General features: G+C 64.5%; 23 protein-coding genes. 7 read left to right on the plus strand and 16 right to left on the minus strand.

The genetic code is table 11. The features are described 5' to 3' along the window. Positions 1 to 7 precede the first annotated feature (7 nt). The gene (locus KCG88_RS22760) at positions 8 to 1,618 is read left to right on the plus strand and encodes an arylsulfatase (protein WP_210713136.1); all 1,611 of its coding nucleotides are present in this window, start codon (positions 8 to 10) and stop codon (positions 1,616 to 1,618) included. Between the two features lie 41 nt (positions 1,619 to 1,659). Here KCG88_RS22760 and KCG88_RS22765 read toward each other — a convergent pair whose 3' ends face one another. Continuing rightward, positions 1,660 to 2,733: a fatty acid desaturase gene (locus KCG88_RS22765; RefSeq protein ID WP_210713137.1), complete on the minus strand. Its 1,074-nt coding sequence runs from the start codon at positions 2,731 to 2,733 to the stop codon at positions 1,660 to 1,662. A gap of 99 nt (positions 2,734 to 2,832) precedes the next feature. On the opposite strand from KCG88_RS22765, the gene KCG88_RS22770 reads away from it, so the two are divergent. Continuing rightward, positions 2,833 to 3,837 carry an AraC family transcriptional regulator gene (locus KCG88_RS22770; RefSeq protein ID WP_210713138.1) on the plus strand — a complete coding sequence of 335 codons (1,005 nt, stop codon included), beginning with the start codon at positions 2,833 to 2,835 and terminating at the stop codon, positions 3,835 to 3,837. Between the two features lie 10 nt (positions 3,838 to 3,847). Here KCG88_RS22770 and KCG88_RS22775 read toward each other — a convergent pair whose 3' ends face one another. Further along, on the minus strand, positions 3,848 to 5,236 hold the full coding sequence (locus KCG88_RS22775) for a heavy metal sensor histidine kinase (protein ID WP_210713139.1): 1,389 nt from the start codon (positions 5,234 to 5,236) through the stop codon (positions 3,848 to 3,850). Beyond that, complete coding sequence (locus tag KCG88_RS22780) at positions 5,223 to 5,903, minus strand: heavy metal response regulator transcription factor (RefSeq protein WP_047283421.1); 681 nt, start codon at positions 5,901 to 5,903, stop codon at positions 5,223 to 5,225. Before KCG88_RS22780 ends, KCG88_RS22775 begins: the two co-directional genes overlap by 14 nt. 136 nt (positions 5,904 to 6,039) lie before the next feature. On the opposite strand from KCG88_RS22780, the gene KCG88_RS22785 reads away from it, so the two are divergent. Next, positions 6,040 to 6,528 carry a heme-binding protein gene (locus KCG88_RS22785; RefSeq protein ID WP_047283420.1) on the plus strand — a complete coding sequence of 163 codons (489 nt, stop codon included), beginning with the start codon at positions 6,040 to 6,042 and terminating at the stop codon, positions 6,526 to 6,528. Between the two features lie 99 nt (positions 6,529 to 6,627). Then, the gene (gene uraH / locus KCG88_RS22790) at positions 6,628 to 7,038 is read left to right on the plus strand and encodes a hydroxyisourate hydrolase (protein WP_210713140.1); all 411 of its coding nucleotides are present in this window, start codon (positions 6,628 to 6,630) and stop codon (positions 7,036 to 7,038) included. Positions 7,039 to 7,582: 544 nt separating this feature from the next. On the opposite strand, the gene KCG88_RS22795 is transcribed toward uraH, so the two are convergent. Further along, entirely contained in the window at positions 7,583 to 8,269 is a 687-nt protein-coding gene (locus KCG88_RS22795; protein WP_047283418.1) for a Crp/Fnr family transcriptional regulator, read from the minus strand. A gap of 102 nt (positions 8,270 to 8,371) precedes the next feature. On the opposite strand from KCG88_RS22795, the gene KCG88_RS22800 reads away from it, so the two are divergent. After that, positions 8,372 to 8,896 carry an Mpo1-like protein gene (locus tag KCG88_RS22800; protein WP_047335370.1) on the plus strand — a complete coding sequence of 175 codons (525 nt, stop codon included), beginning with the start codon at positions 8,372 to 8,374 and terminating at the stop codon, positions 8,894 to 8,896. A gap of 45 nt (positions 8,897 to 8,941) precedes the next feature. On the opposite strand, the gene KCG88_RS22805 is transcribed toward KCG88_RS22800, so the two are convergent. The 9 genes from KCG88_RS22805 to dibA all read right to left on the minus strand — a co-directional run bounded on the left by KCG88_RS22805 (position 8,942) and on the right by dibA (position 19,741). Beyond that, positions 8,942 to 11,161, minus strand: coding sequence for a GMC family oxidoreductase (locus KCG88_RS22805; protein WP_210713141.1), 2,220 nt, complete (start codon positions 11,159 to 11,161; stop codon positions 8,942 to 8,944). Next, positions 11,158 to 11,670 (minus strand): sorbitol dehydrogenase, encoded by a 513-nt coding sequence (locus KCG88_RS22810; RefSeq protein WP_210713142.1) that lies wholly within the window; start codon positions 11,668 to 11,670, stop codon positions 11,158 to 11,160. The genes KCG88_RS22805 and KCG88_RS22810 overlap by 4 nt, the downstream gene beginning before the upstream one ends. Continuing rightward, the gene (locus tag KCG88_RS22815; protein ID WP_246882783.1) at positions 11,667 to 13,043 is read right to left on the minus strand and encodes a cytochrome C; all 1,377 of its coding nucleotides are present in this window, start codon (positions 13,041 to 13,043) and stop codon (positions 11,667 to 11,669) included. The genes KCG88_RS22810 and KCG88_RS22815 overlap by 4 nt, the downstream gene beginning before the upstream one ends. Before the next feature lie 297 nt (positions 13,044 to 13,340). Next, on the minus strand, positions 13,341 to 14,330 hold the full coding sequence (locus KCG88_RS22820; protein ID WP_047283413.1) for a sulfate ABC transporter ATP-binding protein: 990 nt from the start codon (positions 14,328 to 14,330) through the stop codon (positions 13,341 to 13,343). A gap of 3 nt (positions 14,331 to 14,333) precedes the next feature. Then, positions 14,334 to 15,206 (minus strand): sulfate ABC transporter permease subunit CysW, encoded by an 873-nt coding sequence (gene cysW / locus KCG88_RS22825; RefSeq protein ID WP_011058574.1) that lies wholly within the window; start codon positions 15,204 to 15,206, stop codon positions 14,334 to 14,336. Positions 15,207 to 15,218: 12 nt separating this feature from the next. Next, positions 15,219 to 16,037, minus strand: a complete 819-nt coding sequence (gene cysT, locus KCG88_RS22830) for a sulfate ABC transporter permease subunit CysT (protein WP_047283412.1) — start codon at positions 16,035 to 16,037, stop codon at positions 15,219 to 15,221. A gap of 145 nt (positions 16,038 to 16,182) precedes the next feature. Further along, positions 16,183 to 17,193: a sulfate ABC transporter substrate-binding protein gene (locus KCG88_RS22835; RefSeq protein WP_047335368.1), complete on the minus strand. Its 1,011-nt coding sequence runs from the start codon at positions 17,191 to 17,193 to the stop codon at positions 16,183 to 16,185. Positions 17,194 to 17,363: 170 nt separating this feature from the next. Then, the gene (oscA, locus tag KCG88_RS22840) at positions 17,364 to 17,546 is read right to left on the minus strand and encodes a sulfur starvation response protein OscA (RefSeq protein WP_011058571.1); all 183 of its coding nucleotides are present in this window, start codon (positions 17,544 to 17,546) and stop codon (positions 17,364 to 17,366) included. Between the two features lie 275 nt (positions 17,547 to 17,821). After that, complete coding sequence (dibA, locus tag KCG88_RS22845; protein ID WP_047335367.1) at positions 17,822 to 19,741, minus strand: phosphodiesterase DibA; 1,920 nt, start codon at positions 19,739 to 19,741, stop codon at positions 17,822 to 17,824. Between the two features lie 146 nt (positions 19,742 to 19,887). Here dibA and desA point away from each other — a divergent pair, with 146 nt between their 5' ends. Further along, on the plus strand, positions 19,888 to 21,072 hold the full coding sequence (gene desA, locus KCG88_RS22850; protein WP_011058569.1) for a delta-9 fatty acid desaturase DesA: 1,185 nt from the start codon (positions 19,888 to 19,890) through the stop codon (positions 21,070 to 21,072). A gap of 215 nt (positions 21,073 to 21,287) precedes the next feature. Then, positions 21,288 to 22,280, plus strand: coding sequence for a sensor domain-containing diguanylate cyclase (locus tag KCG88_RS22855; protein ID WP_047283410.1), 993 nt, complete (start codon positions 21,288 to 21,290; stop codon positions 22,278 to 22,280). 106 nt (positions 22,281 to 22,386) lie between these two features. Here the strand turns inward: KCG88_RS22855 and KCG88_RS22860 are convergent, their stop codons facing one another. From KCG88_RS22860 to gabD, 3 genes are all read right to left on the minus strand, one after another. Then, on the minus strand, positions 22,387 to 23,601 hold the full coding sequence (locus KCG88_RS22860) for a response regulator (protein WP_047283409.1): 1,215 nt from the start codon (positions 23,599 to 23,601) through the stop codon (positions 22,387 to 22,389). Between the two features lie 143 nt (positions 23,602 to 23,744). Next, the gene (gabT, locus tag KCG88_RS22865; RefSeq protein ID WP_047283408.1) at positions 23,745 to 25,022 is read right to left on the minus strand and encodes a 4-aminobutyrate--2-oxoglutarate transaminase; all 1,278 of its coding nucleotides are present in this window, start codon (positions 25,020 to 25,022) and stop codon (positions 23,745 to 23,747) included. A gap of 177 nt (positions 25,023 to 25,199) precedes the next feature. Further along, on the minus strand, positions 25,200 to 26,642 hold the full coding sequence (gene gabD / locus KCG88_RS22870; RefSeq protein WP_011058565.1) for an NADP-dependent succinate-semialdehyde dehydrogenase: 1,443 nt from the start codon (positions 26,640 to 26,642) through the stop codon (positions 25,200 to 25,202). Positions 26,643 to 26,978 lie beyond the last annotated feature (336 nt).

Below are 26,978 nucleotides of genomic sequence, written 5' to 3' on the forward strand. Positions count from 1 at the left end.
TGACTCGATGCCGCAACGTCCCAACTTCCTGGTGATCCTGGCCGACGACCTGGGCTTCTCCGACCTCGGCGCCTTCGGCGGTGAGATCGCCACGCCGAACCTCGACGCCCTGGCCGCAGGTGGCCTGCGCCTGACCGATTTCCACACCGCCCCCACCTGCTCGCCGACCCGCTCCATGCTGCTCACCGGCACCGACCACCACATTGCCGGGATCGGCACCATGGCCGAGGCCCTGACCCCCGAGCTGATCGGCAAGCCGGGCTACGAGGGTTACCTCAACGACCGCGTGGTGGCCCTGCCGGAACTGCTGCGCGAAGCCGGCTACCAGACCCTGATGAGCGGCAAATGGCACCTGGGGCTGACTGCCGAACGCGCGCCCCATGCCCGGGGCTTCGAGCGCTCGTTCTCGCTGTTGCCGGGGGCGGCCAACCACTACGGTTTCGAGCCGACCTACGACGAGCACACCCCCGGGCTGCTCAAATCCACGCCGGCGCTGTACATCGAGGACGACCGCTTCATCGATGAACTGCCAGCGGATTTCTATTCCTCCGATGCCTTCGGCGACAAGCTCTTGCAGTACCTGAAAGAGCGCGACCAGAGCCGGCCGTTCTTCGCCTACCTGCCGTTCTCGGCGCCCCACTGGCCGTTGCAGGCCCCCGAGGAGATCGTCGCCAAGTACCGTGGCCGCTATGACGCCGGCCCCGAGGTGCTGCGCCTGGAACGCCTGGAAAAACTCAAGGCCCTGGGCCTGATCGAGGCCGAGATCGAGCCCCATCCACTGATCAACCTCAACGCCGAGTGGGACGCCCTCAGCGAAGAACAGCGCCAGGTGTCGGCACGGGCCATGGAGGTGTATGCGGCGATGGTCGAGCGCATGGATTGGAACATCGGCCGGGTGGTGGACTACCTGCGCCAGCAAGGCCAGCTGGACAACACCCTGATCCTGTTCATGTCCGACAACGGTGCCGAGGGCGCGCTGCTGGAAGCCTTCCCCAAGTTCGGCCCGGAGCTTTTGACCTACCTCAACCAGCACTACGACAACCGCCTGGAGAACATCGGCCGGGCCAACTCCTACGTCTGGTACGGCCCGGCCTGGGCCCAGGCGGCCACCGCGCCGTCGCGGCTGTTCAAGGCCTTCACCACCCAGGGCGGAATTCGCGTGCCGGCGCTGCTGCACTACCCGCAACTGCCGCTCAAGGGGCAGATCAGCCACGGTTTCGGCACGGTAATGGACATTACTCCGACCCTGCTGGACCTGGCCGGCGTGCGCCACCCGGGCAAGCGCTGGCGCGGGCGCGATGTAGCGCCGCTGCGGGGCAAGTCGTGGCTGGGCTTTCTCTCCGGCGAAACCGCCCAGGTGCATGACCAGCACACGGTTACCGGCTGGGAGCTGTTCGGCCGCCGGGCGATCCGCCAGGGCCAGTGGAAGGCGGTGTACATCCCCGGCCCCGTGGGCCCGGCGACCTGGCAGCTGTACGACCTGGGCCAGGACCCGGGGGAGATTCACGACCTGGCCCAGAGCCAGCCGGAAAAACTGCGCACGCTGCTGGAGGAATGGCAGCGTTATGTGGATGAAACCGGGGTGATCCTCAGCGAATCGCCGTTCCAGCCGGATTGAGCTTGTAGGCGCTGGCTATCGGACCGTGTAAAAGCCGGCTCCTACGCTCGCACAACCTCCCCCGCATCCCCCTGCGCCTGTTCCACAGGATGAAAACGGTTGGCCCGGGCAAAGGTACCGAAATCGTTGAAGCGCACGCCCATCTCGGCCATCACTTTATGCGCCACCGGCGCCGTCAGCTGGCGGATGTAGAACGGTTCCTTGACCACGAAATGATGGATGCCGTGGGTGCTACCGAAGTTGCAGCAGAAGGCCTGCAGCGGCCACATCCACCAGGGGTTGAGCACCTGGGTCTGCTGGATCACGTTGCCCGGTTCGATGTCGCCGTAGTAGTGCATGTTGGAACTGACAAAGTGCAGGCAGAAGGTACGCAGCACGTTGGGACCGATGATCACCACCACGGCGATATCGATGTAGTGCATCAGCGCCAAGGTGTCCTGCGACCACTGGACCGGGCTGCCCAGCAACGCGGCCACGCCATTGGCCCCATGAAAGCCCAGGAACACGTACCAGGCGCCCCAGTGCAGCAGGGCCAGCGGTGCGTACACCGCCAAGGTGCGAACGAGGATGCCCAGCTTGCGCCTGGCCCCCGGCGCCCGCAGCAGTCGGATGAAGGCCGCCATCATGTTGTCGCCGACCATCAGCAGGCGGGCGATGCCCCAGGGCTCGCCGTTGGTGATGGCGCGCTCCTCGATGTCGCTCTCGCTGCCGGACACCTTGTGATGATTCAGGTGCAGGTGGCGGCGCACCCAGGGGTTGATGGTGCTCGGCCGCGCCAGCCACACCAGCCCCAGCATCAGGTTGTGGGGCAGGCGCTGCTTGCGAAAGTACATGCTGTGGATCAGGTCGTGTTCCAGCTCGTGGGTCAGCGAGGCGAAAAAGGCATTGAGCAGCAAGCACGCCCACCAGGCCAGGTGACCCGTGACATAGAGCAGCGCTGACCCCAGCATCCCGGACAGGGCAAATAGCAGAATCCCCGCGCCCAGGGCGTCCTGGTGCCGCAGCAAGGGAAAGCGTCGGCGCAGTTCATCGCCCCGGGCCAGGACCACCTGGCGAATGTGCGCCGCCCGCTGTTGCGCGTTCATCCGCTCGGGGCTTGCAGAAATACCCTGCATGATTCCATCCTCTGGTCAGTGATGTGTGCATCCTGCCCCGAGCCCCGGCTCCGGGCGCTAGCCGTAAACGCCAACCTGTTGACCGGACGCGCCAATCGCATGACCGAAGCCACTTCCCTTGCCAGCTGGACCCGCGCCTTGCGCAAGCAACTGGACGCTCTGGACCTCGACAGCGCCGCACTGTGCCGCGAAGCCGGGCTCGACCCGCAATTGATGGACGACCCCAACGCCCGCTACCCGCTGTCGGCCACCACCCGCCTGTGGCATCTCGCCGTGCAGGCCAGCGGCGACCCGGCCATCGGCCTGCGGGTGTCGCGCTTTGTCAGCCCCACCACCTTTCATGCCCTGGGCTACGCCCTGGTGGCCAGCGGCAGCCTGCGGGAAGTCTTCGAACGCATCGTGCGGTATCACCAGGTGGTCAGCGATGCCCTGGAACTGGCCCTGACCCGGGAAGCGGACCGCTACCGGTTCTTCCTCAAGGTGCCCGAAGGCTCGCCGCAGCCGGCCTTCGAAGCCATCGACGCCTTTGCCGCGATCTACGTGCGCACCTGCCGCAACCGACTGGGCCGTGACTACGCGCCGCTGGCCGTGCAATTGCGGCGCCCGGCCCCGGCGGACCCGAGCCAGTGGCACAAGGTATTCCGCTGCCCGGTGCAGTTCGCCGCCGTGGACGACTGCCTGGAGTTCGGCCTGCACGATTTCGACAGCCACCTGGACGACGCCAACCCGGAGCTGGCCGAACACAACGAAGCGGTGCTCAAGCGCACCCTGCTGCAACTGCGGCCCCTGACCTGGGAGCGCAAGGTACGCGGGGTGATCGAAGCCCAATTGCCCGAAGGCGAACCTTCGGCCGAGCGAGTGGCCCAGGCTCTGCACCTGAGTTTGCGCAGCCTGCAACGGCACCTGGCGGATGAAGGCACGCGCTTTGACACCCTGCTCAACGAATGCCGGGAAAACCTCGCCCTGCTGCACCTGCGGGACCTGGAATGCTCCCTGAGCGAGATCAGCTACCTGTTGGGCTTTGCCGATGCCAGCAGCTTCAGCCGGGCATTCAAGCGCTGGACCGGGATTACCCCGGGGCAGTTTCGCGACGGCCTGCGCTAAGCCCCAGCGGCTACAGGAGGGGGAAGCCCAGTTCGAATACCGTGGCCTGCTCATCGCTCGTGACCCGCACCTGGCCGCCATGCAGCAGCATGATCGAGTGCACGATGGCCAGCCCCAAGCCCCCGGAGTCCCCCGGCTCGGCCCGGGACGGGTCGACCCGGTAGAAACGGTCGAACAGCCGGGGCAGGTGCTCGGGGGCGATCGCCGGGCCCTGGTTATGCACCTGCAACCAGCACCAGCCCGCTTCATCGTGGCGCCCCAGGCGGATCAGCGACCCTGCATCGGCATGGCGCACGGCATTGGCCAGAAGGTTGCCCAGGGCCCGTTGCAGCAATTGCTGGTCGGCCCGCAGCTCGCCAGAAAAACCGTTCTCCAGGCGCAGCTGGCGGTCGTCCGCCAAGGCTTCGAAGTAGTCGCACAATTGTGCCCCGACACCGGCCAGTGACAGTACCTGCAGGTCCAGCACCGCATCGGCCTGCTCGGCCCGGGCCAGGAACAGCAGGTTCTCGGCCATGCGCCCCAGGCGCTCGAACTCTTCCATGTTGGAGGCCAGCACTTCCTGGTACTCCGCCGCACTGCGCGGCTGGTTCAAGGCCAGGCCATTGCTGCCCAGAAGGTTGTGCAACGGCGTGCGGATCTCGTGGGCCAGGTCGGCGGAAAATTGCGACAGGCGCTCAAAGCTTTCTTCCAGGCGTGCCAGCATGGCGTTCAGGGCCTGCACCGGCTCGTGGAATTCCGCCGGAATGCCGTCGGTGTGAAGGCGCCGGTCGAGGCTGCGCAGGTCGATCTGGCGGGCCGCTTCGCTGAGCTGGCGCAAGGGCTGCAAGCCCCGGCGCAACAGCAGCAGGCCCAGGGCGAAGGCCAGCAAGGCCCCAAGCCCCACCGCCAGGTACAGGCGCAGGCGGTAACTGGCGAGCATCTGCTCGCGCTCGCTGAGAACCTTGCCGGCGACCACGATCAGGGCTTCGCCCTTGGGCCCCCGGGCCTGGCCCGCCAGCAGGGCCACCGGCACATCGCCCGCTCCCGGCCAGAGGCGGACATCGGTGCGTTGCGGCACCTGTTGCAGCGCGATGGGGTCGAGCGTGGGCAGGCGCTGCTGGCGCGGGTTGATGTCGATCACCGTCGAGCCATCGGCCCGCCGCACCAGCAGCAGGCTTTCCTGGTTGCCCAGCATGTTCTGGTACAGCCGGGGCCGGGCTTGCAGGGCATCCAGGCTGTCGCTGTCCTGCAGCAGGGCCCGCACCTGTTCCAGGCGGCCGAGCAGGGCCAGGTCGTCGCGGTAGGCGATTTCCCCGGCCAGGGAACGGTAGAGGAACACCCCGATCACGCTGAGCACCAGGGCGCAGACCGCGGCAAAGGCCAGGGCCAGCCGCCAGGCGATGGAACTAGAGCGCTTCATCCGGGGCTTCCAGCTGGTAGCCGACGCCACGCACGGTGTGGATCAGCTTGGGCATGTAGGGGTCGTCGACCTTGGCCCGCAACCTTCGTACCGCCACTTCCACCATATTGGTGTCGCTGTCGAAATTCAGGTTCCACACCTGGGAGGCGATGAGGGTCCGCGACAGCACTTCGCCCTGGCGGCTGGCCAACAGGTGCAGCAGGGCGAACTCCTTGTTGGTCAGGGCGATGCGCTGGCCGCCACGGCTGACGCGACGGCGCAGCACGTCGATCTCCAGGTCGGCGATGCTGAAGGACTCGGCCTCGCGCAGCGGTCCGCGGCGCAGCAGGGTGCGCACCCGGGCCAGTAGCTCGGCAAAGGCGAAGGGCTTGAGCAGGTAGTCGTCGGCGCCCAGTTCCAGGCCGCGGACCCGGTCTTCGATGGCGTCGCGGGCGGTGAGGAACAGCACCGGGGTGGCGCCGCGCTGGCGGATCAACTGCAGCAACTGCCAGCCGTTGAGGCCGGGGAGCATGACGTCGAGGATGATCAGGTCGTATTCCTGCTGCTCGATGAAATAGCGCCCGTCCAGGCCGTTCAGGGCCACGTCCACGGCAAAGCCGGACTCTCCCAGGCCCTTGGCAAGGAAATGGGCGGTCTTGGCTTCGTCTTCAACTACCAGCAAACGCATGGCGCACCTCGGAAATGATCGGCACAGGCTAGGCGCCCGGCGCACGCTTGCCCATTACAAACTTGTAATCAAGACGACGGAGTTCTGACGAAGATCGCTGGCTAAGGTGGCGGCCTGACTTTCTGGAGCCTCCTTGATGATCGCTAAATCTCTTGTTCTGGGCCTGGGCCTGGGCCTCGCCGGCACGGCCCTGGCGGCGCTCGAACTGCCGCGCCATGCCGAGCTGGACCTGGCCGCCGCCCGTCAGTTGGCCGATGCCAGCCTGGCCCACTGCACCGCGGCGGTATCGGTGCTGGACCGTGGCGGCAACCTGCTGGTGGCGATGCGTGGCGACGGCGTGGGCCCGCACAACGGCCCGGCCAGCCAGCGCAAGGCGTATACCGCGCTGTCGACCAAGACTTCGAGCCGGTTGTTCGCCGAACGGGCGCGCAACAACCCCGAGGCGGCCAATCTCAATACCGTGCCGGAGCTGCTGTTGCTCGGTGGCGGCCTTGCGTTGTTTGCCGGCAACCAACTGGTGGGGGCCATCGGGATTGCCGGGGCCGGTGGCGCGGCGCAGGACGAGGCGTGTGCGGTTCAGGCCGCGCAGCGGGTGGGGTTGGCTACCGAGGCCGGGCGTGAGTGATCGTGAAAGCCTGCGCCCGCGTTGCGGTCGTTCGCAGCCTCGCGGGCTCGGCAGCGGCTACAGGTTGTGTTGTTTGTTCAATCGAGGAAGGAGTGGGGCATGAATGTTTTGCGTAACAGTCTGGCGGCCATCGGCCTGTGTGGTTTGTCGAGCCTGGCCCTGGCGGCAGGCAACCCGTTGAGCGTGCACGTACTGAATCTGGAGAACGGCCTGCCATCGCCGGGGGTCAAGGTGACCCTGGAGCAGCAGGTGGGCCAGGACTGGAAGCCCTTGTCCGAAGGGGTGACCAATGAGCAGGGGCGGATTGCCGAGCTGTTTCCGGCGAACCGGGCGTTGACGGCTGGCGAGTATCGGGTGGTGTTCAAGACCGGCGAGTACTTCAGGCAAGCCAAGCGCGAGACCTTCTTTCCCGAGATCCCGGTGATCTTCGAGGTCAGGCAGACCGAGCAGCATTACCACATTCCGTTGCTGCTCAGCCCTTATGGGTTCTCGACCTATCGTGGCTCGTAGGAGCCGGCTGCTGGCGAGGGCGGTCTGGCGGGCCTTTTCGCTGGCAAGCCAGCTCCTACGGGAGGCAGGGATATCGCGGGGGCTTCTGTAGGAGCCGGCTTGCCGGCGAAGGCGATCTCGCGGGCCCCTTCGCTGGCAAGCCAGCTCCTACGGGAGGCGGGGACATCGCGGGGGCTTCTGTAGGAGCCGGCTTGCCGGCGAAGGCGATCTTGCGGGCCCCTTCGCTGGCAAGCCAGCTCCTACGGGAGGCGGGGATATCGCGGGGGCTTCTGTAGGAGCCGGCTTGCCGGCGAAGGCGGTCTTGCGGGCCTCTTCGCTGGCAAGCCAGTTCCTACGGGAGGCAGGGACATCGCGGGGGCTTCTGTAGGAGCCGGCTGCCGGCGAAGGCGATCTTGCGGGCCCCTTCGCTGGCAAGCCAGCTCCTACGGGAGGCAGGGACATCGCGGGGGCTTCTGTAGGAGCCGGCTTGCCGGCGAAGGCGATCTTGCGGGCCCCTTCGCTGGCAAGCCAGTTTCCGCGGGAGGCAGGGACATCGCGGGGGCTTCTATGGCGAGGTCAGGGCGTGCAGGCGCTCGGTGTCGAGGATTTCGATCTCGCCGTAGCTCAAGCGCAGGATGCCCTGGTGCTGCAGGTCCTTGAGGATCTGGTTGGTGGTCTGGCGCGATAGCGAGAGCATCAGCGCCAGTTGTTCCTGGGGCAGTTGCAGCACGCGGCGGGCCTGGGCTACTTCACCGTAGCCGGCGGCCATCGCCAGCAGGCGGCTGGCCACCCGCGCCGGGGCCGGCATCAGGCTTAACTGCTCCAGGTTGATAAAGGCCAGGCGCAGTTTGTGGCTCATCAGCAAGGCAAACTGGCGCCAGTATTGCGGCTGCTGCTCCAGCAGTTGCAGCAGGTTCGCCTGCGGCACCTGGAGCAGGGTGCAGGCGCCCTCGGCGTAGGCATCGTGGGTACGGGGCTGGCCGTCGAACAGGCAGATCTCGCCGAACCAGTGCGGCGCCTGCATCAGGCTCAACAACGCCTCCTTGCCCTGTTCGCTGACCGCGCCCACCCGCACCGTGCCCTCCAGCACCGCGTACAGCCCGCAGGGCGGATCGCCGCGCCGGAACAGGCACTGCCCCGCCGTCAGCCGGCGCAGGCGCGCGTTGTCGAGCAGACTATTCTGTAAGGACGCCGGCAGGTGGCGGTACCACTGGCCGGTCATCAGGCATTCACGCCACTGCTGCAGGTCCATGAACAGGTCTTCTCCTCAAGGCATCGGCGTGATTGTCGCCTAGCTGACAGTGCCGTGATCGGTGGCCGGGCATGATCGGGCCACCCTTACGGAGGAACAACAATGAAAAGCCTCGTTGATCATCTCAGTCAATACGCTGCCTACCACCGCGACCCACGCAATATCGCCAGCCACTTTATCGGCATTCCGATGATCGTGGTGGCGGTGGCCGTGCTCTTGTCCCGTCCCGCCTGGCCACTGGCGGGGATCCTGGTGTCGCCGGCCGTGCTGCTGGCCCTGGCCTCGTGCGTGTTCTACCTGCGCCTGGAGTTGCGCCTGGGCGTGTTGATGAGTGGGCTGATGGGCCTGTCGGTCTGGGCCGGGCAAGCGCTGGCAGCGCAAAGCACCGGGCTGTGGTTGAGCAGCGGCCTGGGCCTGTTCGTGATCGGTTGGGTGATCCAGTTCATCGGCCATTACTACGAAGGCCGCAAACCGGCCTTTGTCGATGATCTGTCGGGTTTGATCGTCGGTCCGCTGTTCGTGGTGGCCGAACTGGCGTTCCTGCTGGGGCTGCGCCATGACTTGAAACAGGCCATCGAGCAGCGCTCGGGCCCGGTGGCCCTGCGGCACAAGAAAGCCATGATCTGAAACCCGGGCCGGGGGTGCCGAACGCCCCCCCCCGGCCAGGTTCTTTCACAGGGTGCCGAACTCCACCCGCACCGTCAGTTCACCCTGGTTGTCCTGCAGGCCGACACCGTAACGCCCGTCCAGGTCGTCATTGATGCACAGTTGCAGTTCCCCTTGGCGGCCCGCCGGTATCTCGGCCAGATCACCGATCAGGAAGGGTTCGCCATCCGCACCGACCCGGCCGATCAATGCCCCTTCACTGGCTCCCGGCAAGGTGTAGCCGGGCTTGGCGAGGTAGAGCGGATTGCCCCGGCCATCCACCATGCCTCCCGCAGGGCTGGCGGACCAGTGCCCGCCGGCATAGCGCACCAGCCGCGGACTCACGCCATTGAGATGCACCCCGGTGCCTTGCCACGGCCTGTTGGCCTGAACCGTGACCGTGGCGGCCTTGAGCTCGTTGGCCAGCACATCAGCAGCCTGAAACGACAGCGCGGCGATGGTCAGGCTGGGGTTGGCAGTCCCGCTGCTGGGGAATACCCCGTCTCCCACCAGGAACAGATTGGGGTGGTCCCAGCTGCGCTGGTGCTTATCCACTACCGAGGTCTTGCGGTCGTCACCCATGCGATAGGTGCCCATCAGGTGCCCGGCCCCCTGGAAGCTGTAGGGCTCGTCATCGTAGATGAAGAATCCGGGGTTCTTATCCGGTGTCGGTTTGAGATTGGTGAGTTCGGTAGCCCCCAACAGCTTGGTGATGATGTAGGTGGCCGCCTGCCGGGCCTGCTTGAAGCCCTCCTTGGTGTAGTCCGACAGCTTGTAGTGAATCTCTGGGCGAGGGATGCCCAGGCGGTCCTTGTACTCGCCGGAAGGCACGATGTAGCAGTCGGCGTGGTCCGGGTCCTTCTCCACCTGCTCCACCAGGAAGGCAATGCGGAATTGACGGGTCAGACGATCATTGAGGGTACGAATCAGATCCTCTCCAAACAACGCCAGGGACGTTGGGTTGGTGTTGCTGTCTTTCTTGCCGTCGATCAGGTCGCACACCGTGGCGTAGGGATCGCCGATCGGCCAGTTCAGGCCCTCGTTGCCGATCTCGATGCGCCACGCCGCACGGTGATGGCGAAAGGCTCCGTCGCGCAGGCTTTCGATGCCCGCCGTGGACACCGGCCCACGATAAGGGAACACCTTCTGCCCCGGCGGCATCAGCCCCCAGGCCAGGTAGATCGGGTGGTCCGCCAGGCTGCGCCCGACCTGGAGACTGCTGTTGGCCACGCCATTGGGTGCCTCGGGACAGGCTGAGTTGAGCAACAGCTTGGGGGTCTCGATGGCATGGGCGGCGATCACATAGCGCTGCCCGAGGGCCACGCCATTGGCGGTGGGCGGGCCGTCCCCCAGCTGGTACTGGATGAACTCGATACCGCTGATGCTGGACTTGCCATCGACCCGGACCTTGCTCGCCACGGTCTGGTACAGCACCCGCACGTTGCCGGTTTCCAGGGCCTTGTTGAGGGTCACCGTGGCGTCGTACTTGGCCTGGATCGGGCAGATCGGCGTGCAGTTGGTATTGCCCGCGCAGACCCGGCGCCCGGCGTAGGGCTCGGAGTTGCGCCCGGCCGGGGTCGGGCTCACCAGCAGCGGCAGGTCGGCGAACGAATGGCCCTGCACCGCCTTGACGAAACTGGCGTCCACCAGGGACAGCGGGATGCTGTGCATGGGGAATTGATAGCCCTCGGGAAAAGTCATGCCCAGGTAACCCTGGTCAGCCACGTCCGCCGCGACGCCAATCTCCGCCTCGGCGCGGCAATAGGCGCTTTGCAGATCCTGGTAGCCGATGGGCCAGTCGACCCCGACGCCGTACAGCGACTTGAGGCGAAAGTCGTTGGGCAGCATGCGCAGGCAGGTGGCCACCCAGTGCCAGGTGGTGCCGCCGCCGACCCGCTCATAGGTGCTGGTGAACGCCTCCGGGCCTTTCTGCACCAGGTAGCTGGTCGCGGGCTCTTTCCAGCCGTTGAGCAGGTCGGCAATGGTCGGCCGTGGCGCGTTCTGCTGGTCCGGCTGCAATTGCGGATACAGCTGCGGCTGCAGGTTGCTGGCCGGAGGATAGGGCGACTCCGGGGTCTTCAGGGTGGCGTTGTAGAAGCGCTCCATGTATTGCGTGCGATTGGCCGGAATGCTCGGCCCGGACTCCAGCACCAGGACCTTGATCCCGGCCAGACCCAATTGATAGGCGATGATGCTACCGGCCAGGCCGGCGCCGACTATCACCACATCCGCTTGTTCTGTGCTCATGACGAAGCTCCTTGCTGCCCCTTGGCGGGCACACCGGTAAAGGCCTCCAGGCTCGGCGGCGTCTCGTTCCAGTAGCCGAAATGAAACTGGCTGTAGCCCATGGGATGGGCCTGGGCGACCTTCCAGGCCCAGCTTTGCTGGTACGCCAGGTCGGACACGACCCACTGCTGCCCGGCCTTGAAGCTGCTGGCGTCATAAGGCTGGTACCAGACCCCCAGCAGCCACATTTTCATGATCGAACGACAGGCCTTGGCCGCAGGTGTGACCGCCGGCTGGCCGTTGCTCATCAGCAACGCCCGGGCGATCTGTTGCGGGCTCTGCTGGTCGGCCACCAGGCTGGCGTACTGGCTCAGCAGGTCATTGAGTTGGGCCTCGGTCAGCTTCGGGCGGATATAGGCCAGAAACTGGCTGGGCAGGTCGATGGGGTCGATCTGCGGCGCCAGCAAGGCCTTGCCGATCCCCAGCAACGCCGAGGACAGGCCGACAAAGTTCTCACGCTCGGTGCTCATGGTTTGCTCCCTGCGGCGCCAGTGGATTGGGCACGCTCCAGCAGATAGGTGAAGTCGGCGAAGGTGGTGCGGGGGTTCTGGGTGACCCGGGTCGTCGCGTTGTTGTGGCAGTCCATGCAACTGGAGGACGCCTGGGGCACCGTGCCCTGGATAAAGGTTTCCAGGGTGGCGTTGGCGAGGAAGGTCGGGGCCGGGCTGCCCAGGGGATTGGTCGGCGACGGCGTCTCGCAGTCGGGGGCCGGATCGGCGGGCCATTGGGTGTCGATCATCTGGTAGTTGGCCCAGACACTCTGCGGGTTGGCCGTGCGCAGCAGCGCCTGGTAGGTGCTGTTCAGTGCCTTGGCGGCCTCGGTCAGCGGGATCTCGCGGACGATCTGCGACGGCGTGGCCTTGACCGCCGGGTTCCAGGGCCGGGGCGGTGGTTCGTTGACCTTGGCCGAGCTGGCAGCGTTGTAGAACAGGTACGGACCTTTGCGCTGCTCCGGTGGGGTGGTTTTTTCCGGCACGTTGTCCACGTGTTCGAAGGTCGACCAGACCCACTGCGGCGCCAGCGCGGTCTTGTGCACGATGTGCAGGCCCACCAGGCCTACCGCCTCGGCCTTGCACGACTCTTCCACGATGGGCCCATGGGTCGGATCGCTGTTGCCGGGGGTGTAGACCAGGGCGTCCACCGTATGGAAGCGGCTGCGCTGGTCGTTGCCGTCCAGCACCTTCCACGAGGCCTTGACCATGATTGCGCCGGGCTGCTGGTGGGGATTGGAGCCGCAGCTGAAGGCCACGCGGTTGTTCGGGTTGGCGGCGAAATACGCCTGCTGGCCCTGGACGCTGTACAGGCCCTTGTCGACGATATCGTTGAACATCGGCCGGTTGACCACGATTTCGTTGCGGGTGTAGGTGCCGCTCTGGTCCACCAGCGGGCCGCTCTGGAACGGCTGGATGAACTCGTCGAGGACACCCGCGACCTTGCCCATCTGTTGCAGCAGGCGCCCGGACTTGAGCCCTTCACAGGGCTTGGGAAGGATCGCCGGGGCATCCCAGGCCAAGGGCTTCTCGCCCTTGGCCCGGAAGATCTGATAGCTCTCTTTCCAGCTTTCCCAGACGGTGGGGCCGTCCTCCTTGCCGATGGGGCCGGCGCCGGGGCTGCCGTCGTCCTGGGCCGGCCAATTGAGGGCGATGAAGGTCTGCCAGGACAGCACGTCGAAATCCCGCTGCAGGCTTTCCAGGGTCGGTGCAGGAGGGGCGGTCACTGCGACGTCGTAGGGTATGTGCGAGGACAGGTCGGGTGGCGCAAGCGCCAGGGCCAAAGGGCTGAGCAGTGCACCGCAGAGTGCACAACCGAACCTCGGACCGGGCCGATAGACTTCCTTTTTCATGCTTGTCTCCTTGGCATCAGGCTGGCCAGGAGACAGAACGCCGGTCCGTCATGGACTCTTCAATTGCGCCCTCCTGGCACAATTTCCAGCGTAGATAAGGAATGTTGCGGCCAGGGGACGGGCCATAGATCGAATCGAGCTAGCAGCAATAGCCGAACGCCATCACCCACCCTCAATACTCGACACAATCCTCGCAGGAGCCGGCTTGCCGGCGAAGAGGCCTTCGAGCCAGGTGCAAGCCTGAAGGACGCTTTCGCTGGCAAGCCAGCTCCTACAGCGGGCGTGATGTCGGCGGGGTCAGAGGCTGGCGTGTTTCTGCCAGACCTTGGGCTTGAAGAACAGGGTTTCGCCACGGGCCAGGCCGATCAGGCTGTCGTGATCCTTCACCACTTCGGCTTCGATCAGTTCGCTCTGCCCTTCCACCTTCAGGGTCACCCGGGTGGTGGCCCCCAGCGGACGGATATCCCGCACTTCGGCGGCGTGGTGGTCTTCCAGTTCGGAACGCGACAGCGACACTTCGTGAGGCCGGAACAGCACGTGGTTGTCCTCCCCCAGGTGCAGGCGGTTGGAGTCGCCGAGGAAGTGGTAGACGAAGTCGCTGGCCGGGTTCTCGTAGACTTCGCCCGGGGAGCCGATCTGCTCGATCACGCCCTTGTTCATCACCACAATGCGGTCGGCCACTTCCATGGCTTCTTCCTGGTCGTGGGTAACGAATACCGAAGTCAGGTTGATGTCTTCGTGCAGCCGCGCCAGCCAGCGCCGCAGCTCCTTGCGCACCTTGGCGTCGAGGGCGCCGAAGGGTTCGTCCAGCAGCAGCACCTTGGGCTCCACCGCCAGGGCGCGGGCCAGGGCGATACGCTGGCGCTGGCCGCCGGAGAGCTGTTCCGGGTAGCGGTCGGAGAGCCAGTCCAGCTGAACCATGTTCAGCAGCTCGTGGACCTTCTCGGCGATCCTGCTCTCGCTGGGGCGCTGGTTCTTCGGCTTCATGCGCAGGCCGAAGGCAACGTTGTCGAACACGCTCATGTGGCGGAACAAGGCGTAGTGCTGGAACACGAAACCGACGTTGCGATCACGCACGTCGTGGCCCGAGACATCCTCGCCGTGGAACACGATGCTGCCTTGGTCCGGGGTTTCCAGCCCGGCGATGATCCGCAGCAGGGTGGTCTTGCCGCAGCCGGACGGGCCCAGCAGGGCCACCAGCTCGCCGCTCTGGATGTCCAGGTTGATGCTGTTCAGGGCCTTGAAGGCGTTGAAGTTCTTGCTGACGTTACGGACTTCGATCGACATGACTTATTCCTCCGCGGCGCTGGCGCGCAGGCGGTTGATTCGGGATTCGCTCCACTGCTTGAGCAGCAGGATGAACAACGCAAGGATCAGCAACAGGCTGGCCACGGCAAAGGCGGCGACGTGGTTGTACTCGTTGTAGAGGATTTCCACGTGCAGCGGCAGGGTGTTGGTGACCCCGCGAATGTGCCCGGAAACCACCGACACCGCGCCGAACTCACCCATGGCCCGGGCGGTACACAGCACCACGCCGTAGATCAGGCCCCACTTGATGTTGGGCACGGTGACGTGCCAGAACATCTGCCAGCCGTTGGCCCCCAGCAACCTGGCGGCCTCCTCTTCCTGGGTACCCTGCTCCTGCATCAGCGGGATCAGTTCCCGGGCGACGAAGGGCACGGTGACGAAGATGGTGGCCAGGACGATGCCCGGCAAGGCGAAGACGATCTGGATGTCGTGGTCCGAAAGCCACGGGCCGAACAGGCCCTGGGCACCGAACATCAGCACATAGACCAGGCCGGCGATCACCGGTGACACCGAGAACGGCAGGTCGATCAGGGTCACCAGGATGCTCTTGCCGCGGAACGAGTACTTGCTCACGCACCAGGCCGCGCTGACCCCGAACACCAGGTTCAGGGGCACCGAGATCAGCACCGCGATCACCGTGAGTTTCAGCGCCGACAGGGCGTCGGGCTCGAAGATCGCATCGAAGAACGCCCCCAGGCCGAGCTTCAGGCCCTGGGACACCACGATGAACAGCGGCAGCAGCAGGAACAGGGCGAAGATCAGCCAGCCGAGGCCGATCAGCAGGCGCCGCGAGGTGGCGCTGCCACGGCGGGCGGCGTTGGCGGAGGACGCGGCGGAAATGGACGATTGGGACATGGTCGCGCCTCCTTAAGGTCGTTCGATGCGCCGCTGCAGCAGGTTGATCAGCAGCAGCAGAATGAAGGAAACCACCAGCATCAGCACGCCGATGGCGGTGGCGCCGGTGTAGTCGTATTGATCGAGCTTGACCATGATCAGCAAGGGCAGGATCTCGGTCTTCATGGGCATGTTGCCGGCGATGAAGATCACCGAACCGTACTCGCCCACCCCCCGGGCAAAGGCCAGGGCAAAGCCGGTGAGCCAGGCCGGCAGCAAGGCCGGTACCAGGATATGGCGGAACACCTGCCACGGCTTGGCCCCCAGGCAGGCGGCGGCTTCTTCCACTTCACGGGGGATATCCGCCAGCACTGGCTGCACCGTGCGCACCACGAACGGCAGGGTGACGAAGGTCAGCGCCAGGGTGATGCCCAGGGGGGTGTAGGCGATCTTGAAACCCAGGTCGGTGGCGAACTGGCCCACCAGGCCGGTGGGCGCATAGAGCGCGGTCAGGGCGATGCCCGCCACGGCGGTGGGCAGGGCGAATGGCAGGTCGATCATCGCATCGATGATCTTGCGCCCGGGGAAGCTGTAGCGCACCAGGACCCAGGCCAGCAGGGTGCCGATCAGGCCGTTGATGATGGCCGCACACAAGGCGGTGCCGAAGCTCAGTTGCAACGCCGCCAGCACCCGGGGTGCGGTGACGATGGCCCAGAATTGTTCCCAGGTGAGTTGCGCGGCATGCACGAACATCGCCGCCAGGGGGATGAGCACAATCAGGCTGAGGTACACCAAGGTGTAGCCCAGCGTCAGCCCGAAGCCGGGTATGACGGGGGAGATACGACGCGACATAAGAGTCCTTGGTTAACGGAACGGATACGCAAAACCCGCAACTCAATGCGGGCTCTGCCTGGTAGGAGCCGGCTTGCCGGCCAAAGGGCCCGTAAGCTTTGCCCTCAGGGGCGCCTTCGCTGGCAAGCCAGCCCCTACAACAGGGTTATTGCGCCGTGTAGATCTGGTCGAACACGCCACCGTCATTGAAGAATTTCGGTTGGGCAGTTTTCCAGCCGCCGAAGTCCTTGTCGATAGTTACCAGGTCCAGTTTCGGGAACTGCTGGGCATATTTGGCGGCGATGTCCTTGTCCCGTGGGCGGTAGAAGTTCTTCGCGGCAATTTCCTGGCCGGCCGGGCTGTACAGGTGCTTGAGGTAGGCCTCGGCGATCTGGGTGTTGCCTTTCTTCTCGGCGTTCTTGTCCACCACCGCCACCGGTGGCTCGGCGAGGATCGACAGCGAAGGCACGACGATATCGAACTTGTCGGCGCCGCCGTCTTCCTTGAGGGCCAGGAAGGCTTCGTTTTCCCAGGCCAGCAGCACGTCGCCCTGGCCGTTGTTGACGAAGGTGATGGTCGAGCCGCGGGCCCCGGTGTCCAGCACCGGTACGTGCTTGAACAGCTCCTTGACGTATTCCTGAGCTTTGGCCTCACTGCCACCGGCCTTCAGGCCGTAGGCCCAGGCGGCGAGGAAATTCCAGCGTGCACCACCGGAGGTTTTCGGGTTCGGGGTGATCACCGAGACGTCTTTCTTGATCAGGTCGCCCCAGTCCTTGATGCCCTTGGGGTTGCCCTTGCGCACCAGGAACACGATGGTCGAGGTGTAGGGCGTGCTGGCGTCGGGCAGGCGCTTCTGCCAGTCCGCCGGCAGGGTCTTGCCGAGCTTGGCGATTTCGTCGATGTCACCGGCCAGGGCCAGGGTCACCACGTCGGCGCGCAGGCCGTCGATCACTGCCCGGCCCTGCTTGCCCGAGCCACCGTGGGATTGCTGGATCTTCACGTTGTCGCCCGGGTGTTCCTTCTTCCAGAAGTTCACGAACTCGGCGTTGTAATCCTGGTACAGCTCACGGGTCGGGTCATAGGACACATTGAGCAGCTCATAGTCCTTGGCAACGGCGGAACCGGCGAAAACGGCGCTGGCGAGGGCGGCCAGGGCATAACGGCGAATCGACGACATGGTGAAGCTCCTGAAATTTTTAAGGTGCTGGCATTTTTCTTATGGCGATTTCAGCCCGCATTCGAAAAGGAACGCTGGGATTGGTGCAGGGGGTCATGGATGACGCCCTCCGGTTGACCAGTCGGGCCTCTCATTCGCGAGAGGGTGACGCGATGTTCAGCGAGGTACTTTCAACTCGGTTTGTGGCCGGGCTGCTGCAGACGGAATTTTTCCTTGCGTTCGATCTGCACGACCTGGGCGTTGTGCACGGTGATTTCCACCGCACCGAAGCGCAGGTCGCGCAGTGCGCTTTGAATTTCCCGCAAGATGGTTGCTTCGTCCTGGCCGTCAACGCTACGTAGAGATGCGCTCATGGTGTTGCTCCTGAGTGGGATGTGCCTGGCAGTGGCGGCACTGCTTGCGGCGTGGGAGCAATACTAGATAGGGCCGGATATTCTTAAAAATACTATTTAAGAATGTTTATATAACCAGAAGAAATTATTCGATCTGACAGCAGCTTAGCCCTCTGTAGCCGCTGCCGAGCCTGCGAGGCTGCGACAAGGCCGTCAGGCCTTCAGCGGTCTACAACATTTGCGCCCGCGTTGCGGTCGTTCGCAGCTTCGCAGGCTCAGCAGCGGCTACAAAGGCATCAGCGGATGACTGGGGCGTTGCTCCAGTCGATCTGCTGCGCTGGCATCGGCCGGCCGAACCAGTAGCCCTGGCCCAGGTCGCAGGCGTGCTCCAGAAGGAAACGCGCCTGTTCCACCTGCTCGATACCCTCGGCATGCACCTGCATGCCCATGCTCTGGGCCAGGGCAATGATGACCCGGGATATCGCTGCATCGTCCTCGTCGAACGGCAGGCCGGCGACAAAACCCTGGTCGATCTTGAGCTTCTGCACCGGCAGGCGCTTGAGCCGCAGCAGGGAGGAGTAGCCCGTGCCGAAGTCGTCGATGGCCAGGCGAATGCCCAGCTCGCGCAAACGGTGCATTTGCTCCAGGGCCACTTCGGGGTCATCCATCACCGCGCTTTCGGTGACTTCCAGCTCCAGGTAGGCCGGGTCCAGCCCGGTCTCGTGCAGCACCTGGGCCACCTGCTGGTACAGCTCGCTGCGGGCGAACAGGCGGGTCGAGACATTCACCGCGATAAACGACAGCACCACGCCATCGGCCTGCCACTGGCACATCTGCCGGCAAGCCTGCTGCATGACCCAGGCATCGATCTCGGCAATCATCCCGGTGCGCTCGGCAATCGGTATGAACTCCGCCGGCGACACCAGCCCGCGCTCGGGATGCTCCCAGCGCACGAGGGCCTCGACGCCTACCAGGCGGCTGGTCTTGAGGTCGTGCACGGGCTGGTAGTAGACCCGCAGTTCCTGCTGGTCCAGGGCGCGGCGCAACTCAAAGGCGATTTCCACCCGCTGCTGGGCATGGGCGGTGAGCTCCTCGGTGTACAGGGCATAGCCGTTGCGCCCGGCGCTCTTGGCCTTGAACAGCGCCGCATCGGCGTTGCGCAGCAGTTGGCTGGCGCTCAGCGCATCGCTGGGAAACAGGCTGATACCGATACTGGCGTTGATCACCACCTGCTGCTCACCAAGCTGGAAGGGCTCCTTGAGGCCATCGATGATGCGCTGGGCCAGGGCTGCCGCCTGCACCAACTGCGGGCAGCTTTCTGCTAGCACCGCAAACTCATCGCCGCCCAGGCGCGCCAGGGTGATGCCCGGGCCGAACATCCCGCCCAGGCGATCGGCTACCGCCTTGAGCAGTTGGTCGCCGACGTTGTGTCCCAGGCTGTCGTTGATCATCTTGAAGTGGTCCAGATCGATCATCAACAAGGCGCAACCGCGCTTGTGGATCTGCGCCGAAGCCAGGGCCTGTTCGGCACGGTCGGTGAACAGCAGGCGGTTGGGCAGATCGGTCAGCGGATCGTGATGGGCCAGGTGAGCCAGCTCGTGCTCGGAATCCTTGATCGCGCTGATGTCGGAAAATACCGCAACGTAATGAGTCAGCTCGCCCTGCTCATCGCGGATCGCGCGGATGGTCTGCCATTGCGGGTAGATCTCGCCGCTCTTGCGCCGATTCCAGATTTCGCCGCTCCACTCATCGGTCTTCTGCAACGAGTCGAACATCGATTGATAGAACTGCGCCGAATGATGCCCGGACTTGAACAGGCTCGGCTGGCGGCCCAGCACCTCTTCGCGCTGGTAGCCGGTGATTTCGATGAAGGCGCGGTTGACGTGGACGATCTGCCCCTGGGTATCGCTCACCAGCACCCCTTCGCGGGTGCAGTCGAATACCGCCGCCGCCTGGCGCAGGCGCTCGCGGTCCTTCTGCTGGTGGCGCAACCAGCGATCAGCCCCCAATACCCGCAGCAGACGGGCCCGGGCAAAGAAGATCAGCACCGCGCTGACCACCGCCCAGGCATAGCCGCCAACCAGTTGCCAATGGGCCCGATCGGAAAACTCATCGAAGAAACTGCTCAATAAATAACCACTGAACTGCAACCAGACCAGCGACAACAACAGGTAGAGCAGCGCGGCACGCAAACCATTGCGATAAGAAACCGACATAAGTCCGTCTATTTCCACACGAAAAGTTTGGGATTATAGAGGAAGAAACATTCCGCCACTCTTATCTGAAAGGGCGACTGGTTTTCTCAGTGGGCTTAGTGATAATGCCTGGGCTGTTTTTTTCTTTATCGAGGGCCTTATCGCCTATGTGGTATGAAGGTTTACTTGGCTTGTCCGCCTGGCAACTGGTGGCAGTCACCCTGTTGATGACCCACGTGACCATTGTCGCGGTCACGGTCTATCTGCATCGCTATTCCGCGCACCGTTCCCTGGAACTCAATGCCGGCCTGAAACATTTCTTCCGCTTCTGGCTGTGGCTGACCACGGCCCAGAACACCCGCGAGTGGACCGCCATCCACCGCAAGCACCACGCCAAGTGCGAAACCGCCGACGACCCCCACAGCCCGGTGGTCAAGGGCCTCTCCACCGTGCTGCGCAAGGGCGCAGAGCTGTATCGCGAAGAGGCGAAGAACCCGGAGACCCTGCGCATCTACGGCAAGAACTGCCCGGAAGACTGGATCGAACGCAACCTCTACAGCCGCTACAAGCTGGGCGGCGTGGCGCTGATGGCAGCCATCGACCTGCTGCTGTTCGGCACCATCGGCATCACCATCTGGGCCATCCAGATGATGTGGATTCCGTTCTGGGCCGCCGGGGTCATCAATGGCCTGGGGCATGCGGTGGGCTACCGCAACTTCGAATGCCGCGACGCCGCCACCAACCTGGTGCCCTGGGGCATCATCGTCGGCGGTGAAGAGCTGCACAACAACCACCACACCTACCCCAACTCGGCCAAGCTCTCGGTCAAGAAGTGGGAGTTCGACCTGGGCTGGGCCTGGATCAAGGTCTTCAGCTTCCTGCGTCTGGCCAGGGTCCAGCGCGTGGCGCCCATCGCCCACCGGGTCGAAGGCAAGGGCCACCTGGACATGGACACCGCCATGGCCATCCTCAACAACCGGTTCCAGATCATGGCCCAGTACCGCAAGCTGGTGATCGGCCCGCTGGTGAAACAGGAACTGGCCAAGGTCGATCATTCGGTGCGCCACCAGTTCCACCGTGCCAAGCGCCTGCTGTCCCGGGAAACCAGCCTGCTGGAGGACCGCCACCACCTGCGCATCCAGAGCATGCTGGAGCACAGCCAGGCCTTGAAGGTGATCTACGAGAAGCGTCTGGCCCTGCAGCAGATCTGGGTCAAGACCAGCTCCAACGGCCACGACATGCTCGCGGCCATCAAGGATTGGGTGCACGAGGCCGAGGCCAGCGGCATCCAGTCCCTGCGTGATTTCGCCCATCAGTTGAAGACCTATTCCCTGCGGCCCACCACCGCCTGACCCCAGCCCCTCGCCACTCCGGTGGCGAGGGCTGCCCTTCTGAAATCAAGCCTTGCAGGCCCCTCTCGACCGTCCGGCGGGCGCTTGCGCTATCGCTGTAACGGCTGGGAACTTAGCGCCCGATCCCCTATCTCAAACAACACTTCGCCACCCAGGCGGGCTTGGTTGTAGCCGCTGCCTAACGACGCGCGGCACGCCCTTTGAGAACTGTGCCGATGGTCAACAAGAACCCACACACTCCCTCTGCGCTTCCCCAGTGGCCCGAAGCCGCGCAAACCCTGATGGCCCTGATGCATGCACAGGGCGAAGTGGCCCGCCTGACCGAACGCGAGCAGCTGTTCAGCTCGCTGCTGGTCAGCGTCAACGCGGTGCTCTGGGCCTATGACTGGGACAGCCGCCAGGTGCTGTACGTCAGCCCGGCTTATGAACGGATCTTCGGTCGCCCCGCAGGCCTGCTCCTGGCGGACTGCAATCAATGGCGCGACAGCATCTACCCCGATGACCTGGAGTACGCCGAGCGCAGCCTGGCCCTGGTCCTGGAAAAGGGCGCGGTGGAAGATCGCGAGTACCGCATCATCGATGCCCAGGGCCAGGTGCGCTGGCTCAGCGACAAATGCTTCATCAACCGCAATGCCGAGCCCGGGCAACGCCTGATCGTGGTCGGCATCGCCGAAGACATCACCGAAAAGAAGCAGCTGGAAACCGAATTGCAACGCCTGGCCACCACCGACGTGCTGACCCAGAGCAGCAATCGCCGGCACTTCTTCGAATGCGCCAACCGCGAGTTCGAACAGGCGCGCCTGCAAGGTTCGCCCCTGGCCTTCCTGCTGCTGGATATCGATGACTTCAAGGTGATCAACGACACTTACGGCCACCCCGAAGGCGACATTGTCCTGCAGCGCATCGCCGAAAGCGGGCGCGCTGCCCTGCGTCGCGGCGACCTGTTCGGGCGGATCGGCGGCGAAGAGTTCGCTGCGGTTTTTCCCGGCTGCACCGCGGACATGGCGCGCCAGGTGGCCGAGCGCCTGCAACGGGAGATCCAGCGGCAGCATTTCAGCCACCAGGGCCAGACGTTCACCATCACCGTGAGCCAGGGCCTGACCGGCCTGCTGGCGGAAGACGAAAGCCTGGACAACCTGTTCGCCCGCGCCGACAGCGCCATGTACGAAGCCAAGCGCCAGGGCAAGAACCGCATCATCAGCGGATAAACCCGCGATCACCCGCCCATAGGAGCTGGCTGACCGGCGAAGGCGCCCGCAAGGCTTGCACAAGACTCGAAGGCCGCTTCGCCGGCAAGCCGGCTCCTGCAGTGGTTCAGCCCTTGCGCAGGCGGGTCAGTTCCGGCAGCCCGACTTTCAGCAGCCGTGCGGTCTTGCAGCGCGCAATCTCCTCCACCCCTTCGTGCTTGGTCAACCGCGCCAGTTGCGCTGCCAGGTTCATCACCAACGCCTCGCGGGAGTACACCCCGCCGCCCAGCTGATAGCTCGAGGCAATCAGCTCCCGAAGTTCCAGGGGCATGCGCCAGCGGGTCCGCAGCGCCGAACCGTAGGCCGCGCCAAAGCGCTCCAGGGCATCGCCGATCTCTTCCTGATCGTCGAGTTCGCCCCCGGCCTGTTTCCACTCCTGCAGACAGCGCAGCAGCGCCAGATCACCCAGGCGATGCAGCAGCCCGGCGCAGTAGCAGCGCTCCTGGTCCAGGTCCAGCAGGCGCGCCAGGGTCCGGCCGTATTCCGCGGTATGCAGGGACAGCTCCCAATAGCGCTCGGCATAGTCGGCCAGGGCCGGATCGCTCAGGCGCGCGCTGCGCTTGAGGGTCAGGCCGAGGATCAGGTTCATGCTCTGCCCGGTGCCCAGCCGGTGCAGGGCCTGGGACAGGGTCTGCACACCGTCGCCGTGGTGCTGCGCGGCGCTGTTGGCGGCCGAGATCAGCACCGCGGTGACCTGAGGGTCGGTGCGGATCTCTTCCTCCAGTACCTTGAGGTCCAGGCCTTCGGGGTTGAGGCTGCGCTTGACCGCCAGTTGCACATCGGTCAGCAACGGCGCGCCATCGGCGACCTCGCGACGGCGTTCGAGAAAGGTCCACAGGCTCATGCCCGGGGCAAGGACCGGTGCCTCGCAAGAGACTTCCTGGCCGGCGTCCAGCAGCAACCCCTGCAGGCGATGGGTCAGGCCTTCCATGTTCAAGGGTTTGGTCAGGTAGGCGGTGGGCGCCAGGGGCAAGGCCTCGCGCACGCTGGCGCTGTCGTTGCGAGCACTGAGCAGAATGAACGGCTGCAGCGGGTTGCGCTTGCGTTGGCGCACGGAGCGCAGCAAGGCAAGACCATCCACCCCGGGCAGTTCCCAGTCGGCGATGATCAGGTCATAAGGTTTGTCGCTCAACCGTTCCAGGGCTTCCTGACCGTCGGCACACAGGTCCACACGCGCATCGCAGCGCACACTGAGCAGCACTTGCTTGAGCAAATCGCGGGACCAGGGGTCGGCCTCGGCAATCAGCACGCGAGGTACAGCGGGTAGATCAACAGCGGTCATGCAGCACGCTCCCTAGGCAATCCCTTGCACCTTAGTCAATGCGCGGGCTTCCATACAGCGCAAATCCCCCTGGAGCCGCCTGAGGGCGAAAAAAAACCCGCCGAAGCGGGTTTTTCTGTCGATCAGGTCACAGCAGCAACCACTCAGAGTTCAGCGAAGCACTCTTCCATGATGGCCAGGCCTTTATCCAGCTGCTCGTCCGGCGAGGTCAGCGGCACCAGCACCCGCAGAACGTTGCCGTAGGTACCGCAGGACAGCAGGATCAGACCCTTGTCGCGGGCCTTGGCCACGACCTGGGCCACGGCGGCGGCGTTCGGCTTGTGGCTGTCGCCGTTTTCGAACAGTTCCACCGCGATCATCGCGCCCAGGGCACGCACTTCGCCGATCACCGGGTACTTGGCCTGGATGGCCTTGAGGCCGGTCACCAGACGCTCGCCAACCGCCTTGCAGCGATCCAGCAGGTGCTCTTCCTCGAACACTTCCATTACCGCCAGAGCGGCTGCACAGGCGATCGGGCTACCGGCGTAGGTGCCGCCCAGGCCGCCTGGAGCGATGGCGTCCATGTATTCGGCCTTGCCGCAGACACCGGCCAGCGGGAAGCCGCCAGCGATGGATTTGGCGAAGGTGGTCAGGTCGGCGGCAACGCCCATCTGTTCCATGGCGAAGAAGGTGCCGGTACGGCCAGCGCCGGTCTGCACTTCGTCGGCGATCAGCAGGATGCCGTGCTGGTCGCACAGGGCGCGCAGGCGCTTCATGAACTCTTTGGGCGCGACGTAGAAACCGCCTTCGCCCTGCACTGGCTCGATGATGATCGCGGCGATATCACGAGGCTCGGCGTCGTTCTTGAAGATGCGCTCGATGCTGGCGATGGAGTCGTCGATGCTCACGCCGTGCAGTTCATTCGGGTACAGCGCGCGGAAGATGCCGCCTGGCATCAGGCCCATGCCGGCCGAGTAAGGCACGACCTTGCCGGTCAGGCCCAGGGTCATCATGGTGCGGCCGTGGTAGGCGCCGGTGAAGGCGATCACGCCGGCGCGGCCAGTGGCGGCACGGGCGATCTTCACGGCGTTCTCGACGGCTTCGGAACCGGTGGTCACCAGCAGGGTTTTCTTGGCGAAGTCGCCCGGAACCTTGGCGTTGATCTTCTCGCACAGTTCCACGTAAGGCTCGTAGGCCAGGACCTGGAAGCAGGTGTGGGTCAGCTTGTTCAGCTGCTCGGTCACTGCGGCGATGACCTTCGGGTGCACGTGACCGGTGTTCAGTACCGCGATGCCGCCGGCGAAGTCGATGAACTCGCGGCCTTCAACGTCGGTGACGGTGGCGTTCTTCGCGCTGTCGGCGAAGATCGGGTGAATCTGGCCAACACCGCGCGGTACAGCGGCTTCACGGCGTTTCATCAAGGATGCGTTGGTCTTGCTCATAGTGTCCTCATTCACCGCTGCGGCAGCGGTGTGATTCAAGGGTTGCGGGGCGGGGAAGCGCCTGCGACAGCATGCGATGATCGACTGTCGGAGCGGTCCCGGGCCACCTTGAAAAGTGCGTTTTTTAAAGCTGCGCAGGGGGACAGCGCTCTCGTGCCCCCGGCGCTTGAAACCGGATCAGATACCCAGGCAGAGGTATTTGATTTCCAGGTAATCCTCGATCCCGTACTTGGAACCTTCACGGCCCAGGCCCGAGGCCTTGATGCCGCCGAACGGCGCCACTTCGTTGGAGATCAGGCCGGTGTTGACCCCGACCATGCCGTATTCCAGGGCCTCGGCCACACGGAACACACGGCCCAGGTCACGGGCATAGAAGTACGAGGCCAGGCCGAACTCGGTGTCGTTGGACATGGCGATGACTTCGGCTTCGTCTTTGAAGCGGAACAGCGGCGCCAGCGGGCCAAAGGTTTCTTCCTTGGCCACGGCTGCGTCTTTGGGCACGTTGACCAGGATGGTCGGCTCGAAGAAGTTGCCTTCCATGGACTTGCCACCGGCCAGCAGGGTCGCGCCTTTTTTCAGGGCGTCGGCGATGTGTTCCTGGACCTTGGCCACGGCTTTTTCGTCGATCAGCGGGCCAGTGGTGGTGCCTTCTTCCAGGCCGTTGCCGATCTTCAGCTTGGCCACTGCTGCCTTCAATTTCTCGGCGAAGGCGTCGTAGACCGAATCCTGGATGTACAGGCGGTTGGCGCAGACGCAGGTCTGGCCGTTGTTGCGGTACTTGGAAATGATCGCGCCTTCGACGGCCTTATCCAGGTCCGCGTCGTCGAACACGATGAACGGCGCGTTGCCGCCCAGCTCCAGGGAGACTTTCTTGATGTCCTTGGCGCATTCGGCCATCAGCTGGCGACCGATCTCGGTGGAGCCGGTGAACGACAGCTTGCGCACGATCGGGTTGCTGGTGAGCTCGCCGCCGATGTCGCCGGCGCTGCCGGTGACCACGCTCAGCACGCCTTTCGGGATGCCGGCACGGTGCGCCAGTTCCACCAGGGCCAGGGCCGAGAACGGGGTTTGCGAAGCGGGCTTGATGACCATGGTGCAACCGGCGGCCAGGGCCGGGCCGGCTTTACGGGTGATCATGGCCGCCGGGAAGTTCCACGGGGTGATGGCCGCGGTCACGCCGATCGGCTGCTTGATCACGATCAGGCGCTTGTCGGGCTGGTGGCCGGGGATCACGTCACCGTAGATGCGCTTGGCTTCTTCGGCGAACCATTCGATGAAGGAGGCGGCGTAGGCGATTTCGCCCTTGGCTTCGGCCAGCGGCTTGCCCTGCTCCAGGGTCATCAGGCGACCCAGGTCGTCCTGGTTCTCGATCAGCAATTCATACCAGCGGCGCAGCTTGGTGGCGCGCTCCTTGGCGGTCAGGGCACGCCAGGCCGGCAGGGCCTTGTCGGCGGCCTCGATGGCGCGGCGGGTTTCGGCAGCGCCCATCTTTGGCACGGTACCGAGGATTTCACCGGTAGCGGGGTTGTTGACCTTGATCGTCTGGCCGTTGTCCGCGTCGACCCAAGCTCCATCGATGAAGGCTTGTTGGCGGAACAACTGGGCGTCTTTGAGCTGCATGTCGGCTTCCTTAACAGCACCGCGCATACGCGGGGCGAATTGTGATTGTAGAAAGGCGCCAGGTCAGGAGGAGAGCGCCGGGGCGCTGTCACCAGCCCGTGGCCAGGCTGCCGTCAGGAAAATCGTTCACTGGGTAAAAGCACGAAAAAGTCGCACACAAGAATAGACGTGCGTTTGGGCACCCAGGCAAGAGCGTTTGAAATCTCAAACGAATCCTAGGGTCAACGGGGGTAAAGGACAATAGGCTGTTCGAAAAAAAGAACGTAAAGGCGCCTAGCGGTAAAAAATCCGCTTCAACCTCCCATGCCGCCGGGCAAAAGACAACGCCCCCGCAGC

Source organism: Pseudomonas sp. MWU349, assembly GCF_017947325.1.
GTDB lineage: Bacteria > Pseudomonadota > Gammaproteobacteria > Pseudomonadales > Pseudomonadaceae > Aquipseudomonas > Aquipseudomonas protegens.